The organism is Micromonospora sp. NPDC047548 (genome assembly GCF_040642975.1).
Classification (GTDB): domain Bacteria; phylum Actinomycetota; class Actinomycetes; order Mycobacteriales; family Micromonosporaceae; genus Micromonospora.
In genome coordinates this window covers 341,174-355,753 of record NZ_JBEYTI010000001.1, presented here as the reverse complement: position 1 = coordinate 355,753, position 14,580 = coordinate 341,174, and the positions used below count along the sequence as shown (strand labels likewise).

Below are 14,580 nucleotides of genomic sequence, written 5' to 3'. Positions count from 1 at the left end.
GTGGAACCACTCGACGTTGACATCGATGCGATACGCCACGGCGCGGACGAACTGGACCGGGCGAAGGAGGACGTCCGGCAGGCCTTTGAGGCGTTCCAGGCGGCGGTGGGCGGCTATGCGCAGGCGTTCGGCGGCGACGAGATCGGGATGCTGGTCGGCGTCGCTCACCAGGCCTGCGTGGACGCGCTGACCGAGTGCGTCAGCACCAACGTCGCCGAGCTGGCGAGCTACGTCGACGGCCTGCACGGGATGGCCGAGAGCTACCGGGCCGTCGAGGACGACGCCACCAGCTCCTTCCGGTCGATTCTCGGCAAGCTCGGCGGATGAGCGCGCCGCGCGTACGAAAGGATTCGCCATGGGTCTGACGCTTCCGGGCGAGCTCGCGTCGCTGCTCTCGATGATCGGGTACGACTGGCCGGAGTCCGACGAGACCGCGATCTTCCAGCTCGCCGGCGAGTGGACCGGGATGGCCGAGCGGATCAACGGCTCGGTCGCCCGGCTGGAGACGGCGGCGCGGACGGTGCTGGAGACCAACCGGGGCGAGAGTTTCACCGCTTTCGCCGACGAGTGGAACGACAAGGAGTCGGCCGCCCGCAACATCGCCGACGCCACCGACCCGACGAACGTCATCGCCATCGGGCTGATGGCTGCGGCGGGCGTGGTGCTGGCGCTGAAGATCCAGGTGATCGTGCAGCTGATCCTGCTGGCCATCCAGATCGCGCAGGCGATCGCGACGGCGGTGGCCACCTTCGGCGCGTCCCTGCTGGAGATCCCGATCTTCAAGATGATCACCGGGATGATCGTCGACCAGCTGATCGGGATGGCCGTGGACACGGTGCTCAATGGCTAAAAAGCGGACCAGCCCGCCGCGGCAGACCCAGGCCCAGGGGGCCCGGATCGTCTCGGCGTTCCTGGAGAACGCCGACGTGTTCCGCACCGCCAAGGCGGCCGGCAAGAAGGTCGACGGGCCGGCGGTGCTGGTGTTGAAGAACCGGCCCGACTTCGACAGGAAGGACTTCGACCGCAAGGCGAAGGACCTGGTCCGGCTCGGTCAGGAGGGGCGGCTGAAGAAGGCGCCGTCGGACCGGGACAGCAACAAGGTCTGGGACCCGGCGACGAAGAGGCGCCGCACCCGCACCAACATCTACCGCGACCGGATGATCCGCAACCTCACCAAGGACGGCCGCCTCACCTCGCAGAAGGGCACCCCGGACACCAACAAGTACCTGGCCAACAAGACGGTGGTGGACCGGCTCTACGCCGGGAAGGGGCCGATCAACGCCCGCGGCCAAGGCTACGACCCGGACCACATCCACGAGCTCCAAATGGACGGAACGGACACGTACGATAATCTCAGGCCGATGGACTCCCATACGAACCGGCAGCTCGGCAGCGACATCTCCGTGGCGCTGCGGGACGTCCCCGAGGGCACGCCGATCATCGTGAAGGTCATCCCGTGAGCAGCGCCGACCACGCCGCCGGCCTGGACCGGATCCGGGAGAAGCTCGACCTGCTGCGGCGGCTGGAGGCCGAGCGCGGCTTCGGTGTGGTGATCGGCGAGCCGGCGCCGCTGGAACCGCTGACCGAGCTGCCCGGTGTGGCCGAGGTCTACGGTCTCTTCGGCCGGCTGGAGGGGGACAGCTTCCGGTTCATGCCCCCGGAGCAGATTGTCAGCCCGGCGGCCTGGGCGGGCCGCACGGTGGACGAGAGCGACCCGATGGGCAGCCCCCTGCCGGTCGGCCACGAGGTGCACAGCATCCCGCCGCGTCTGCGTGCCGAGATCCGGGCCGGCGCCCCGATCTACCTGGACACCGAGGACCTCGACGTCTACTGGATGGAACCGGACGACTACCTGTTCCTCTACGAGCACCCCGACGAGGAACCGGAACTGACCGTCATCGCCCCGGACGTCGTCACGTTCTTCGACGAGCACGTGCTCGGCCCCGGCTACCCGGCGCTCGTCGGGACCGTCCTCGGGCCGGGCGTGGCCGAACGGCGGCTGCGCAAGGGGCCGCACGCCGGCGAGTACGCCGACAACTGGCGGCGCCTGCTGATCGCCGCCGGCCTGTCCTCCTGATCCCCACCGTCGACCCGCGAAGGACCGTCATGGCAGCTGATCCCCGGTTCACGGCACTGTGGAGCGAGGACGAGCTCATCCCGTACCCGCGCGAGGCGTGGCTGGAGGGGGGCTTCAGCCCCGACATGCTCCCCGGCGGCGACGAGATCCCGCTCGACGTGGCGGTCGTCTACACCGCACTCCTCGAGGGCGACATCGAGCTGTACGACACCATCCAGTTGAGCACCGAGGACGGCTCGCTGGACGTCCGGCTGATCGTGGTGGGCGCGGTGCCCGACAACCCCGAGCTGCTCTACGTGCTCGACCCGCGGACCGGGGAGATCCTCCAGTTCGACCTGGACCAGCAGGACATCCAGGCCGTCAACAGCAACTTCCGCACCTTCGTCGAGTTCCTGTACCAGTTCGCGCTCTTCGTCGAGGCCGACGAGGGCAAGGCGGGTCGGGCCGAGCGGGCCGAGTCGCTGCGCACCGTGCTGGAGAGCATCGACCGGGCCGCCTTCGCCCCGGACGGCTGGTGGCCGCTGGTGATCAGCCAGCTGAAGTGACCGCCGCCCGGCAGGCGCGGATCGCCCGCAGCGTGGTGTGCACGTCGAACTGGTGACCGTCGTCGCTGTCCCAGCCGCCGTCGCTGCGCTGGGTCTCGGCGAGCCGGCGGCGGGCCGAGACCAGCAGCCACTGCTCCTCGCCCACCTCGACCCGGCGCAGCGTCGCGGCCAGCCAGGCCACGTCCGCCGGGGACATCTGCGGGATCCGCTCGGCCAGCACCGCCTGGATGCGCGCCGACTCGTGGTACATCTCCTGCCGGTGCAGCAGCGCCGCGCTCAGCCAGCCGGCGGGCAGGAAGGACGGCCAACCGCCGTCCCCGCCGAGCTGCGCGGCGACGGACTGCGCCGCCGCCTGCACCACCCCGGCGTACGCGCCGCCGACGCGGTGGTCGAGCGGGCCGGCGGCACGGGCGTCGAGCCCGGCCACGGTCAGCCAGAAGCCGGCGTTGGCGGTGAGGTAGAAGCGGGCCTCCGGATCACCCGGCCGGGCCCACTCCGGGGCGAGGCCGGCCAGCGACGGGTCCTCGTCCCAGCCGCCGTCGGGCAACTGCCGGGCGGCGAGCCAGTCCAGCGCGTGCCGGGCCGCCGGGCGGCCGAGGGCGCCGAGGTCGTCCAACTCGGCAAGCCGGAAGCAGGTCGCGTCGACGGAGCCGACGGCATCGTCGAGGATTGCCGGCCAGCCGCCGTCGGGCGTCTGCCCGGCCTCGGCGGCGTCGAGCAGCCCGGCCGGCACCGGCGCGCCGGTGCGCAGCCGGGAGAGGCGGGCGCGGTCCACCGCGTCCCCGTGCGCCACGACGAAGCCGATAGCGGCGTCCATGTCCACCACGCCGGACACGCTACCTGCGGAAAGGTGATCGCGCCTCGGGGAATCGGCCGAGGTCGGGGCGGTCGCCGCACCCGACCCCGGCCGACCGGTCAGTACACGGGCAGCGAGGGATCGATCTGCTTGATCCAGGAGAGCACCCCGCCCTGAACGTGCACCGCGTCGCGGAATCCGGCCGCCTTCAGCGCGGCGAGCGCCTCGGCGGAGCGGACGCCGGACTTGCAGTGCAGCACGATCTGCTTGTCCTGCGGCAGCTTCGCCAGCGCCTCACCGGAGATGATGTCGCCCTTGGGGATCAGCGTGGCCCCGGGAATCCGAACGATCTCGTACTCGGCGGGCTCGCGGACGTCGACCAGGAAGACGTCCTTGCCGGCGTCCTGCCACTCCTTGAGCTCCAGCGCCGTGATGGTGGCGTCGACCACCGCCTCCTGCGCCTCCTCGGAGACCGCGCCGCAGAAGTCCTCGTAGTCCTCCAGCAGGTCGGTGACCGTCGGGTTCTCGCCGCAGAGCACGCAGTTCGGGTCCTTGCGGACCTTGATCTTGCGGTACGACATCTCCAGGGCGTCGTAGACCATCAGCCGGCCGACCAGCGGCTCGCCGATGCCGGCGAGGAGCTTGATCGCCTCGTTGACCTGGATCGAGCCGATCGACGCGCAGAGCACGCCGAGCACGCCGCCCTCAGCGCAGGAGGGGACCATTCCGGGCGGCGGGGGCTCCGGGTAGAGGCAGCGGTAGCAGGGGCCGTGCTCGGCCCAGAACACCGACGCCTGGCCGTCGAAGCGGTAGATCGAACCCCAGACGTACGGCTTGCCGAGCAGCACCGCCGCGTCGTTGACCAGGTAGCGGGTGGCGAAGTTGTCGGTGCCGTCGACGATCAGGTCGTACCCGGAGAAGATCTCGCGGACGTTCTCCCGGTCCAGCGCGGTGTTGTGGATCTCCACGCGGACCAGCGGGTTGATCTCGCGGATCGAGGCCGCTGCGGACTCGGCCTTGGATCGGCCCACGTCGGAGACGCCGTGGATGATCTGGCGCTGGAGGTTGGACTCGTCGACGGTGTCGAAGTCGATGATGCCGAGCGTCCCGACGCCGGCGGCGGCGAGGTACATCAGGGCCGGCGAGCCGAGACCGCCGGCGCCGACGCAGAGCACCCGGGCGTTCTTCAGCCGCTTCTGCCCCTCGACCCCGACGTCCGGAATGATCAGGTGGCGCGAGTAGCGGCGGATCTCGTCAACGGTCAGCTCGGCGGCGGGCTCGACGAGCGGGGGCAGCGACACGGTGGACTCCCCGGGATCGGCTGGTGGCGAACCGCGCCATTGTCGCTCGCCGGGAGGCCGGTCGGCCATGAGTAGGGACACGTCGCCCGGCATGCGGGAGCGGGAATAACTCAGACACCGGGGACGAGCGGGCCGGAGTGCCGGATCCCGTCGACGTACGGCCAGGCGTTGGCGACGCAGCCGTCCAGGCCGTACGTCTGTTGCTGCATCACCGGGGCCGGCTCACCGGGGCCGGGGCAGGCCTGGTGCTCCTCGCCGAACTCGTGCCCGACCTCGTGGTTCACCACGTACGTCCGGTAGACCGCCAGCGGGGCGCCGTAGTCCGGCACGGCGTCCATCCAGCGGGCCAGGTTGATGATCACCTCGCCGGGCAGCCGGCAGGAGGTGTACCGCTCGGTGCTCAACCCGCCCTCGGCGCACATCCGCTCGGAGGTGGCCGGAGTGGCCAGGTAGACGGTGAAGTCGGCGGCGGCGGCCTCGGGTACCCGCTGCACCCGCAGTTCGCCCGAGGCGATCCAGCTGCGCGGGTCGGCGAGCACCTCGTCCACGGTGGCGGCGAAGACGTCGGGGTCCTGCCCGGCGCCCTCCTCGACCGCCACCCGGTAGCGGCGCAGCGGGCCGTCGTACCCGCGCACCGGGGAGCGCCCGTCGGCGGCGGCGAAGCGGCCGGGGCCGCTGGTCGGGTACGCGGTCGGCGCGGCCCGCTCGCCGGCGCCGAACCCGTGCGCCTGCGGCAGCCGAGCGGACGGGAGCACGGGGTCGTCGGCCCGGACGAAGACGACGCCGGCGACGGTCGCACCGAGCGCCACCAGGCCGAGCAGGACAGCGCGCCGCCGGCGCCGGCGCATCCGGACCAGTCCCGGTCGGGCCTCGCCGGCGGGCGGCCGGGCCCGGTCGACCGGCTCCGGTTCGCCGCCCTCGGCGAGCGGGAAGAACGGGGTCACCCGATCAGCATGGCAGACCAATCGGGCAAATGAGTGCTTTTGCCGTGACTTACGTGAGCATGTTTCAGATCGCGCGACGGGGCTCAGACCGGACGGCCGCTGTACCGCCGTCCGTCGAGGTAGGGCCACGGATTGGCGGTGCAGCCGTCGAGGAAGAGCGACTGCTGCTGCATCACCGGCGCGGGCCGGCCCCGCCCCGGGCAGCGCTCGTGGTGATGCCCCAGCTGGTGGCCCACCTCGTGGTTGACCACGTACGCGCGGTAGAGCGACAGCGGCACACCGCCCCGCACGAAGTGCGGCACCGAGGTCCGCCACCGGTCCAGGTTGATGATCACCTTGCCCGGCGCCCGGCAGGACGTGTACGGCCGGCCGCCCACCCGGATGTCCACTCCCCCGGCCCGGCACATCCGCCCCGCCGTGGTCGCGGTGGCCAGGTAGACCGTGAAGTCGTACGCCTCACCCGCCGGCACCCGGCGCAACCGCAGCCGGCCGCTGTCCACCCAGCTCCCCGGGCCGGCCAGGGCCTCCTGCGCCTCGTCGGAGAAGGCGTGCACGTCCTCCCCGGAGCCGGTCTCCACCGCCACCCGGTAACGCTGCACCGTGCCGGCCCGCCCCAGCACCGGGCCAGGCCGGTCGTCGTACCCGAAACTGCCCGGCCCGGCGGACGGCACCGGGCCCGCCAGCTGGAGCACGGGGGCCGGGCTGGGCGCAGACGGGCTCGGGGTGACCGGCGGCGACGGCGACGGGGTGGCCGGCGCGGCGGTCGGCCCGGGAGCCGGCGTGTCGGCGGCGAGTGTGCCCGCGTCGGCCCCGGGACGGCCGGCGGAGAGCCTGCCGCCCGCACCGACCACCACCGCGAGCATCGCCAGCAGCAGCACCGTCCACCGACGGCCGGCGGCGGGCGCGCGGCGGCCACGGGCGCGCCGGTGGCTATGGGGGCGGGCCTGGGGCATCCGCGTCATCCTGCCACGTCCGACCGCCTCGCGCTGTCCTCCGTGTCGGCGAGCAGGTGCAGCACGGCGCGTGCCACCGTGCGCGGCACCTCCACCTGCGCGACGTGGCCGACCCCGGCGAGCATCAACAGCCGGCTGTCCGGGATCACCCGGGCCGCCTGCGGCGCCACCCGCACGTCCACCAGCTTGTCCTGCATGCCGCCCACCACCAGCGTCGGGGCCTGGATCGACGCCGCGATCCGCCACATCGACCCCGGCCCCGGCAGGTACGAGCGCAGGAAGCTGGAGACCAGGCCGCGGAACGTCCGGACGTACGCGGCGGCGTAGTGCGCCGCCTCGTAGCGCACCCGGATCTCCTCCAGCGCCTCCTGCCGGCGCTGCTCGCCGATCCGGCTCAGGTCGGCGAAGCACGCCTCCAGCACCTGCTGGACCATCACCTCCGGCGCGAGCTGGGCCAGCCGCCAGGCCGCCAGCCGCTCCCCGCGCGGGATGGCCAGCAGTGGCAACATCCGCCCCTGCAACGAGCGGCGGAAGTCCAGGAACGGCAGCGCCGGGGAGACCAGGGTGAGGGTACGCACCAGCTCCGGCCGCAGCCCCGCCACGTGCACCGCGATCGCCCCACCGAGCGAGTTGCCGAACAGGTGCACCGGCCCCCGGCCGGAGTGCTCGATCCAGCGGACCACCCGCCCGGCGAAGGCTGGGATCGTGTAACGCCGCCCCGGCTCGCTGCGCCCGAAGCCGGGCAGGTCGATGGCCTGCCCGTCGAGCCGGTGGGCGAGCAGGCCGGCCAGATCCGTCCAGTTCTGCGACGAGCCGCCCAGCCCGTGCACGTACAGCGCCGGCTCCGCGTCCGGGCCGGTGGCCGGGGTGTCGCGGACGTAGGTGACCGTGCCGTCGAGGCGTACCTCCCGGCCGGGCCAGGGCGGCGGGACGTGGTGCGGGGGCAGCAGACGGTCGGGCCAGAGGGTGGCGCGCTTCATGCCCCCAGTGTGCCCACCACGACCCGCCCCGACACCGCCCCGGTCAGGCCAGCAACGCCTCCAGGCGACGGTTGACGGCGGCCAGCGTCGCGCGTACCACCGCCTGCCGGGGGTCACCGGCGACCACCGCGGAGCCGGCGAGCTGCTCGACCCAGCCGTCGCAGACCAGCAGCACCACCACGGTGGCCACCTCGCAGCTGCCGAACGGCACCACCGCGGCGTGCTCGACGAAGCAGCGCCGGCGCTCCGCGGTGCCCTCGGCGCCCCGCAGCAGCTGGTCCACCGCCGCCGCGGCGGCCACCGCGCCGAGCCGCAGGACGTACCCGTCCACGGCCGGCCCGGTGGAGTGCCCGGCCGCAGTCTCGCCGCCGGCGAGCAGGCGTACCTCGACGGTGGCGTCGAGGCCGAACGTGCTCACCTGGACGTGGTCGATCACCACCCGGGGCCCCGGCGCGCCGCCGGTGTCCAGCGGTCGCGAGGGCGCCGTCTCCGTCGTGGTCAGCTGCCCGCCGGAGTACGACGTGCCGAGCGTGGCCGGGCTGCCGGTGGCCGGCGGCGCGGCGGACAGATTCGCCTCCTCCACACTGGCCCGGCCCCGGTGCGCGGCGACCTGCCGGCGACGGCGCGGCACCCCGGCGACCGTACCGGGATCCTCCGCCCGGTCGGGCGCGGAAACGGGGGTGGACGCGTCGGCCGCCGGACCGGCCCCGGGCGGCTGGTCGGCGAGGATGCGCCCGGTGGCGCGGCTCTCCCGCCCGGACGGGTCGGCCGGACCGCCCGACGGGTCGGTCGGACGGGACCGCCTCGGCGGGCCGGCCGGGTCCGGCCGGCGGACGTCGGCGGGGCGGGACTCCGCGTCGCGCGCCCGGGCCGCCGCCTCGCCGGGGCGCGGGTCGGCGCCCCGCGGCTCGGCCGCGCGGGTCTCGGCGGAGCGGCGGCGCAGCGGCGCCGGGGCGGGCACCGTGCCGGGCAGGTTTTGCGGGGCCGCGGCCAACCCCATCCGCTCCTGGAGCAGTCGGGCCACCACCCGGCTCACCTCGGCCGGGTCGGCCCCGTCGGCGAGGTCCAGTCGGAGGCTGTGCGCGCCGGCCGGGGTACGGCGCAGGGCAGCGTCCCGCACGCCGGCCACCTCCCGCACGGCGTCGAGGATGGCGTTGACGTCGAAGCCCTCCGGCCGCTCCCGCAGCGGGGCGGGCTCGTCGTCGCGGCGCAGATGGGTGGCGATGCGGGCGAGTTCCGGGGTCTCGGCGGGTGGCTCCACGGCTGGCGGCTCCGGCACGACGGGCACGTCCGGCTCGGCGGGGACGCGCTGCGGCAGCACCGCCTCGCCGGTGTCCGGCGTCCCGTCCGCCACGGCCGGCTCGGCCGGGGGCACCGGATCGGGGGCGGAGCGGCGGGCCGCGTACGGGGGTGCGCTCGTCGGGGCGGGCGCGGACGAGGTGCGGTCGAGGCGACTCGGCCCGCTCGTGGCGGGGTGCGTCGCGGCGCCGGGGCCGGTGGCGGTCGGCGGGTAGCCGGGCAGCTCCGCCGGGGCGGCGTCGGTCTCCACCGGCACGGACCGGAGCCGGAACGGCCGGTCAGCCCGGTCGGTGGTCGGGGCGGTGTCGGCGGCCGGCTCCTCCGTCAGGACGGGCGGCGGGCTGTGCGGCGCGGCGGCCAGGGGGCCATAGGACGCCGTGCCCGGTGACCCGGCGGTCGGTGCCGTGCCGTACGACGCGGTGCTCGGTGCCGCGCGGTAGGACCCGCTGGCCGGTGCCGCGCCGTACGAGGTGCCCGCCGGTGCCACGCCGTAGGACGCGCCGGCCGGCGGCGCGCTGGACGGCGCGGCGGCGGGCGGGGCGCTGGACGGCGCGGCGGCCGGTGGGGCGGCGGCGGGCGCGGCGGCCGGCGGGGCGCTGCGGGGGGCGACGGGGGACGGCGCGGCGGCGGACCGTTCCGGGACCGGCCGGTCGGTGGAGCCGGTCGACGCCTCCCGCTCGGCCTGGGCCTCCCGCTCGGCCCGGGTCAGCTCGTACGGCCGGGGCACCTCGGACGGCACCGGCCCGTAGGGCGGGGCGGGCTCGGCCCGGATCGGCTCGTACGGCCGGGCCGGCTCGGCGCGCACCGGCTCGTACGGCCGGGCCGGCTCGGCCGACCACTCCGGCGTCCGGTCCGGCCGGGACCGGCGGCCCGGCGGCGGCTCGTCCTCGCGGGCCCACGGCGGTGCCCAGCCACCGCCCCAGCTCGGGCGGTTCCAGCTCGGGCCGGACCAGTCCGGTTCGTCGGTCGGACGGTGGCCCGGACCGGCGAAGGGCTGCTCGGCGGCGTGCGGGGCGTCCTCGGCCCGCCGGTCCGGCTCTCCCCAGGCCCCCACCTCGTCGCCACCGCGGGCCCCCGCCGACTCTGTCGGGGAACCGGGGTGGAAACGGTCCGCCCAGGCGCGGGGCGCCTCGGGCGGGAACCCGTCGGTCTCAACCCGGTCGGCCTGGCCCCGGTCAGCCTGGCCCCGGTCAGCCTGGCCCCGGTCGGCCGGTGGAGCGTGGAAGCCCGGCGGGACCTCGAAGCCGGAGGCGGCGGTGCCGACCGGCGGGACCTGCACGGCCGGCGGCGCGGACGTGGGGAAGCCGTCCTCCGCCCAGCGGCCCGCCCGGGGCGGCTCCTCGGAGGAGTGCCCCGCCGCGGCATCCGGGTCGGCCGGCGCGGGCTGCTGCTCGGCCGGGGGCGCCGGCCGCTGCGCCGGTACGACCAGCCGGTCGCCGTCGGCGTCCCGCCGCAGGTCGGCCCCGAAGCGGGGCGCGTCGGCGGGCGGGGCGCTCACCGGGGACGGCCCGCCGCGCGGCGACTCCTCACCCGGGTGGCTGACACCGTTGAGGTGCGCCCGCCCGTTGCGCGGCGCGGGGGCGGGATCGGGGTCGGTCAGCGGCGCCGGCAGGTCGCCGTAGCGCGGGGAGGAGGCGTTCCAGCCGGTTGTCGGGTCGGGCCGGTGCCAGGCGGCGGCGGGGTCCCGGTACGCGGGGGCGTCGGCCCCGCCGGACCACCCGGTCGCCGGGGGTACCCACCCGCTGCCGGGACGGGCCAGGTCATCCTGCTGACCCGTCCCGTCACCGTGCTCTCCCGGGGTGGCGGCACCGGGTTGCCCTGAATCACTCACCGCGCGCTCCTTGGTCGCCCCCGCTGAGGCTACCGTGTGGTGACAGTGGCGATAAGTTACAGCGGCGGGCCAATTCCGGGACCGGGGTACATGCACCCGGCCGGTACGGGGTAAAAGTGCCGGCTCGTACGAAGAAACTCGGAGGTTCCCATGACCGCTGTGGGCAACGGTGCGCAGACCGCCGGCCGGCCCACCCGCCTGCCCCGTTCGGCGCGCCGTAAGCAGCTGCTCGCGGCGGCGCAGGAAGTGTTCGTCGCGCAGGGTTACCACGCCGCCGCGATGGACGACATCGCCGAGCGGGCCGGGGTTTCCAAGCCGGTGCTCTACCAGCACTTCCCCGGCAAGATGGAGCTCTACCTCGCGCTGCTCGACACGCACTGCGACGCCATCGTCGCCAAGGTGCACGACGCGATGCGCGGGACAAACGACAACAAGGAGCGGGTCGGCGCCTCGGTGCGCGCGTACTTCGACTTCGTCGACCACGAGAGCGAGGCGTTCCGCCTCGTCTTCGAGTCGGACCTGCGCAACGACCCGGCGGTCCGCCAGCGGGTGGAGCGGGTCGAGCAGGGCTGCATAGCGGCGATCACCGACACCATCATCTCGGACACCGGCGTCAGCCGGTCACACGCCGAACTGCTCGCCTCCGGCCTGGTCGGGGCGGCCGAGACCGCCGCCCAGTTCTGGTTGGCCGGCGGTCGCCAGGTGCCCAAGGCGGAGGCGGAGGCGCTGGTCGCAGCGCTGTCCTGGCGCGGGATCGCGAGCTTCCCGCTGCAAGGTGAGTCAGCCTGAACATCCGGCCCCGAGATCGGATAGCCTTCCCATCGGCGGCTCTTTCGCCCACCTGAGGAGGCACAGTGGAGGTCAAGATCGGCGTGCAGTACGCGCCGCGCGAGCTGGTTCTGGAGAGCGCGCAGTCGCCGGCCGAGATCGAGCAGATCGTGACCGACGCCTTCGGCAAGGACGAGGGGACGCTGTCCCTGACCGACGAGAAGGGCCGGCGGGTCATCGTGCCGGTCAACAAGGTCGCCTACGTCGAGATCGCCGAGGCGTCCCCACGGGCGGTCGGGTTCACCGTCCGCTGAGCCGGTCCGGCCCCCGCGGCGGGTACGCCCGTCGCGGGCCGGGACCGGCCGGTCCGGTCAGTTGTTCAGCCCGGCGGCGGCCATCCGGGCGGTGTGGTTGGCGGTGAGCCGCCGGAACATCGCCGGCACGTCTGCCCCGTCCCGCGCGATCAGCGCGGTCAGCGCGCCCCGGTCCGCCGCCGCGACCCGGCCCGCCTGGGACAGCGCCTCGCCGACGAGCCGGCGCGCCCACATGGAGAGCCGGTTGGCCACCCGTGGGTCGACCGCGATCGCCGCCCGTATCTGGGCCGCGGCGAACTCGGCGTACCGGGATTCGTGCAGCACGTCGAGGACGAGCTGCCGGTCCGGCTCGTCGAGCGTGTCGGCGATCCCGCTGAGAAAGTCGTCGGTGATCGCGTCGCCGACGTACGCCTTGGTGACCGCCTCCAGCCAGTCCTTCGGCTCGGTCGAGTCGTGGTACGCCTGCAACGGCGCGACGTACGGCGCCATGGCGTCGTCGGGCAGCGCCCCGAGCGCGGCGAGCCGGTCGGCGAGGCGCCGGTAGTTACCGATCTCGGCGGCGGCCATCTCGCTCAGCGCGGCCCGGCGGCGCAGGTCGGGGGCGAGCCGGGCGTCGGCGGCCAGCCGGTCGAAGGCGAGCAGCTCGCCGTAGGCCACCAGGCCGAGCAGGTCGACCACGGCCTCGGGTGTTGTCGGGGCGGACACGAGCGCAGGGTACCGCCCAAACCGGGCCACCCAAGGCCCACATGTAGTGGCGTGAGTCACAATTTTTACCCCCGGGAGAGACCTGGCCGCCGCGCTCCGGGACGGGTGGAGGGCCGCTCGGGTAGGATGGAGCAGTTGCCGCGGGCGCCGATCTGATCGAAGTCCTGCCTGCGGCGCGCGTGCGGCCCGGTCCGGCTCGGCGATCCGCCCCCCGACCGCGTGGCCCGCGCCACACCGATCGCGCCCTGAGGACAAGACGGGGCGCACCACGAGAGGGCACCCCCAGATCCAGATGAGCGAACAAATTCTCGAAGAGCTGGGTGGCCAGGAACTGGTCCCCACCGCCCCGGTCCGTCCGGAAGCTCCCACTTTCGCCGCGCTCGGCGCGCGGCCCGAGACCGTCGAGGCGCTGGCCGCGGCGGGCATCACCCGCGCCTTCGCGATCCAGGAGTACGCGCTGCCCATCGCGCTGCGCGGCACCGACCTGATCGGCCAGGCACCGACCGGCACCGGCAAGACCCTCGGCTTCGGCGTACCGCTGCTGGAGCGGGTCTTCGCGCCCGGCGAGGGCGGCGACGGCGTGCCCCAGGCGCTGGTCGTCGTCCCCACCCGCGAGCTGGGCATCCAGGTCGCCAAGGACCTCGCCGCCGCGGGCCGTACCCGGGGCGTGCGGGTGCTGCCGATCTACGGCGGCGTGGCGTACGAGCCGCAGATCGACGCGCTGCGCAAGGGCGTCGAGATCCTGGTCGGCACGCCCGGCCGGCTGATGGACCTGCAGAAGCAGAAGCACCTGCGGCTCGACCGGGTGCGCGCGCTGGTGCTCGACGAGGCCGACCGGATGCTCGACCTGGGCTTCCTGGACGACGTCGAGAAGATCCTGGCGATGCTGCCGGAGGACCGGCAGACGATGCTCTTCTCGGCCACCATGCCGGACCCGATCGTCGCGCTGTCCCGGCGCTTCCTGCGCCGGCCGGTGACGATCCACGCCGGGCACACCGCCGAGACCGGCCCGTCGCCGCAGACCCAGCAGCTGGTCTACCGCACCCACTCGATGAACAAGATCGAGATCGTGGCCCGGATCCTCCAGGCCGAGGGGCGCGGGTTGACCATGATCTTCACCCGCACCAAGCGGGCCGCCGACCGGGTCGCCGAGGACCTCGACTTCCGCGGTTTCGCGGTCGCCGCCGTCCACGGCGACCTGGGCCAGGGCGCGCGGGAGCGGGCGCTGCGGGCGTTCCGCGCCGGCAAGATCGACATCCTGGTCGCCACCGACGTGGCGGCGCGTGGGCTCGACGTCACCGGCGTCACCCACGTCATCAACTACGACTGCCCCGAGGACCAGGACACCTACACCCACCGCATCGGTCGTACCGGCCGGGCCGGGGCCACGGGCGTCGCGGTGACCTTCGTCGACTGGGACGACATGCCCCGCTGGCGGATCATCGACAAGACGCTCGGCCTGGAGATGCCGGAACCGCCGGAGACGTACCACACCTCCCCGCACCTCTACACCGACCTCGACATCTCCCCCGAGGTCTCCGGCACCCTGCCGACCGCCGAGCGGACCCGGGCCGGGCTCTCCGCCGAGGTCGAGGAGGACCTGGGCGGCCGGCCGCGGCGCGGCGAGGCCGGCCGGGGCTCCCGACGCGGCGAGGGCCGCGGTGAGGGCCGGGGCGAGCGCCGACGCGGCGGTCGCGCCGACGCGGGCACGCCGGCCGCCGAGGCGCCGGCGGACGCCGCCGCCGAGGAGGGCACCCGCACTCCGCGCCGCCGGCGCCGCCGCCGGGCCGGCGAAACGGTCGCGGGCGAGTCGATCGCGGCGGCCGCCACCGAGGCGGGCTCCCCGGAGCCGGCCACGGCCGCCGCCGAGGGCGAGTCGTCGAAGCCGCGCCGCCGCCGGCGCCGCCGTGCTGGCTCCGCTGCCGGTACGCCGGCCGACGCGATCGCCGACTGACCTTCGCCACACCCGACGTCCCCCGCGCCGAGCACCGGTCCGGGGGACGTCCCCTTTTTCGGTGGCGGGCGAGCGTCTCCGCCCGGTGCTTCCTAGCTGGGCGACACGCCGGG

The 14,580-nt window shown here is 74.6% G+C and carries 14 protein-coding genes and 1 pseudogene; 8 read left to right on the top strand and 7 right to left on the bottom strand.

The genetic code is table 11. From position 1 onward, the window contains the following. The 5 genes from ABZ807_RS01675 to ABZ807_RS01655 are packed head-to-tail and all read left to right on the top strand — an operon-like array spanning nucleotide 1 to nucleotide 2,622. Nucleotides 1-327 carry a PE domain-containing protein gene (locus tag ABZ807_RS01675; RefSeq protein ID WP_357151399.1) on the top strand — a complete coding sequence of 109 codons (327 nt, stop codon included), beginning with the start codon at nucleotides 1-3 and terminating at the stop codon, nucleotides 325-327. Nucleotides 328-355: 28 nt separating this feature from the next. Further along, nucleotides 356-850 carry a hypothetical protein gene (locus tag ABZ807_RS01670; protein WP_357151397.1) on the top strand — a complete coding sequence of 165 codons (495 nt, stop codon included), beginning with the start codon at nucleotides 356-358 and terminating at the stop codon, nucleotides 848-850. Next, nucleotides 843-1,460, top strand: a complete 618-nt coding sequence (locus tag ABZ807_RS01665) for a hypothetical protein (RefSeq protein WP_357151395.1) — start codon at nucleotides 843-845, stop codon at nucleotides 1,458-1,460. The genes ABZ807_RS01670 and ABZ807_RS01665 overlap by 8 nt, the downstream gene beginning before the upstream one ends. Continuing rightward, nucleotides 1,457-2,077 carry a hypothetical protein gene (locus ABZ807_RS01660; RefSeq protein ID WP_357151393.1) on the top strand — a complete coding sequence of 207 codons (621 nt, stop codon included), beginning with the start codon at nucleotides 1,457-1,459 and terminating at the stop codon, nucleotides 2,075-2,077. Before ABZ807_RS01665 ends, ABZ807_RS01660 begins: the two co-directional genes overlap by 4 nt. Nucleotides 2,078-2,106: 29 nt before the next feature. Next, nucleotides 2,107-2,622 (top strand): SUKH-4 family immunity protein, encoded by a 516-nt coding sequence (locus ABZ807_RS01655; protein ID WP_357151391.1) that lies wholly within the window; start codon nucleotides 2,107-2,109, stop codon nucleotides 2,620-2,622. Here the strand turns inward: ABZ807_RS01655 and ABZ807_RS01650 are convergent. The 6 genes and pseudogenes from ABZ807_RS01650 to ABZ807_RS01625 all read right to left on the bottom strand — a co-directional run. Then, nucleotides 2,606-3,439 carry a squalene--hopene cyclase gene (locus ABZ807_RS01650; protein WP_357151496.1) on the bottom strand — a complete coding sequence of 278 codons (834 nt, stop codon included), beginning with the start codon at nucleotides 3,437-3,439 and terminating at the stop codon, nucleotides 2,606-2,608. The two genes, ABZ807_RS01655 and ABZ807_RS01650, sit on opposite strands and share 17 nt — an antisense overlap. Before the next feature lie 98 nt (nucleotides 3,440-3,537). After that, on the bottom strand, nucleotides 3,538-4,788 hold the full coding sequence (gene moeZ, locus ABZ807_RS01645; RefSeq protein WP_357151494.1) for an adenylyltransferase/sulfurtransferase MoeZ: 1,251 nt from the start codon (nucleotides 4,786-4,788) through the stop codon (nucleotides 3,538-3,540). Nucleotides 4,789-4,829: 41 nt separating this feature from the next. Continuing rightward, on the bottom strand, nucleotides 4,830-5,663 hold the full coding sequence (locus ABZ807_RS01640; RefSeq protein WP_357151389.1) for a DUF3152 domain-containing protein: 834 nt from the start codon (nucleotides 5,661-5,663) through the stop codon (nucleotides 4,830-4,832). Nucleotides 5,664-5,746: 83 nt separating this feature from the next. Beyond that, on the bottom strand, nucleotides 5,747-6,616 hold the full coding sequence (locus tag ABZ807_RS01635; protein ID WP_357151387.1) for a DUF3152 domain-containing protein: 870 nt from the start codon (nucleotides 6,614-6,616) through the stop codon (nucleotides 5,747-5,749). Nucleotides 6,617-6,621: 5 nt separating this feature from the next. Beyond that, complete coding sequence (locus ABZ807_RS01630) at nucleotides 6,622-7,596, bottom strand: alpha/beta hydrolase (protein WP_357151385.1); 975 nt, start codon at nucleotides 7,594-7,596, stop codon at nucleotides 6,622-6,624. A gap of 43 nt (nucleotides 7,597-7,639) precedes the next feature. Further along, nucleotides 7,640-9,019 (bottom strand): annotated as a pseudogene (locus tag ABZ807_RS01625) (hypothetical protein); the annotation flags it as partial. Between the two features lie 1,857 nt (nucleotides 9,020-10,876). On the opposite strand from ABZ807_RS01625, the gene ABZ807_RS01620 reads away from it, so the two are divergent. Continuing rightward, nucleotides 10,877-11,515 (top strand): TetR/AcrR family transcriptional regulator, encoded by a 639-nt coding sequence (locus tag ABZ807_RS01620; protein ID WP_357151383.1) that lies wholly within the window; start codon nucleotides 10,877-10,879, stop codon nucleotides 11,513-11,515. Nucleotides 11,516-11,580: 65 nt separating this feature from the next. Continuing rightward, nucleotides 11,581-11,808, top strand: a complete 228-nt coding sequence (locus ABZ807_RS01615; protein ID WP_088960194.1) for a DUF3107 domain-containing protein — start codon at nucleotides 11,581-11,583, stop codon at nucleotides 11,806-11,808. Nucleotides 11,809-11,865: 57 nt separating this feature from the next. Here the strand turns inward: ABZ807_RS01615 and ABZ807_RS01610 are convergent, their stop codons facing one another. Then, nucleotides 11,866-12,513: a ferritin-like fold-containing protein gene (locus ABZ807_RS01610; protein ID WP_357151382.1), complete on the bottom strand. Its 648-nt coding sequence runs from the start codon at nucleotides 12,511-12,513 to the stop codon at nucleotides 11,866-11,868. Between the two features lie 292 nt (nucleotides 12,514-12,805). On the opposite strand from ABZ807_RS01610, the gene ABZ807_RS01605 reads away from it, so the two are divergent. Then, nucleotides 12,806-14,467, top strand: a complete 1,662-nt coding sequence (locus ABZ807_RS01605) for a DEAD/DEAH box helicase (protein ID WP_357151380.1) — start codon at nucleotides 12,806-12,808, stop codon at nucleotides 14,465-14,467. Nucleotides 14,468-14,580 lie beyond the last annotated feature (113 nt).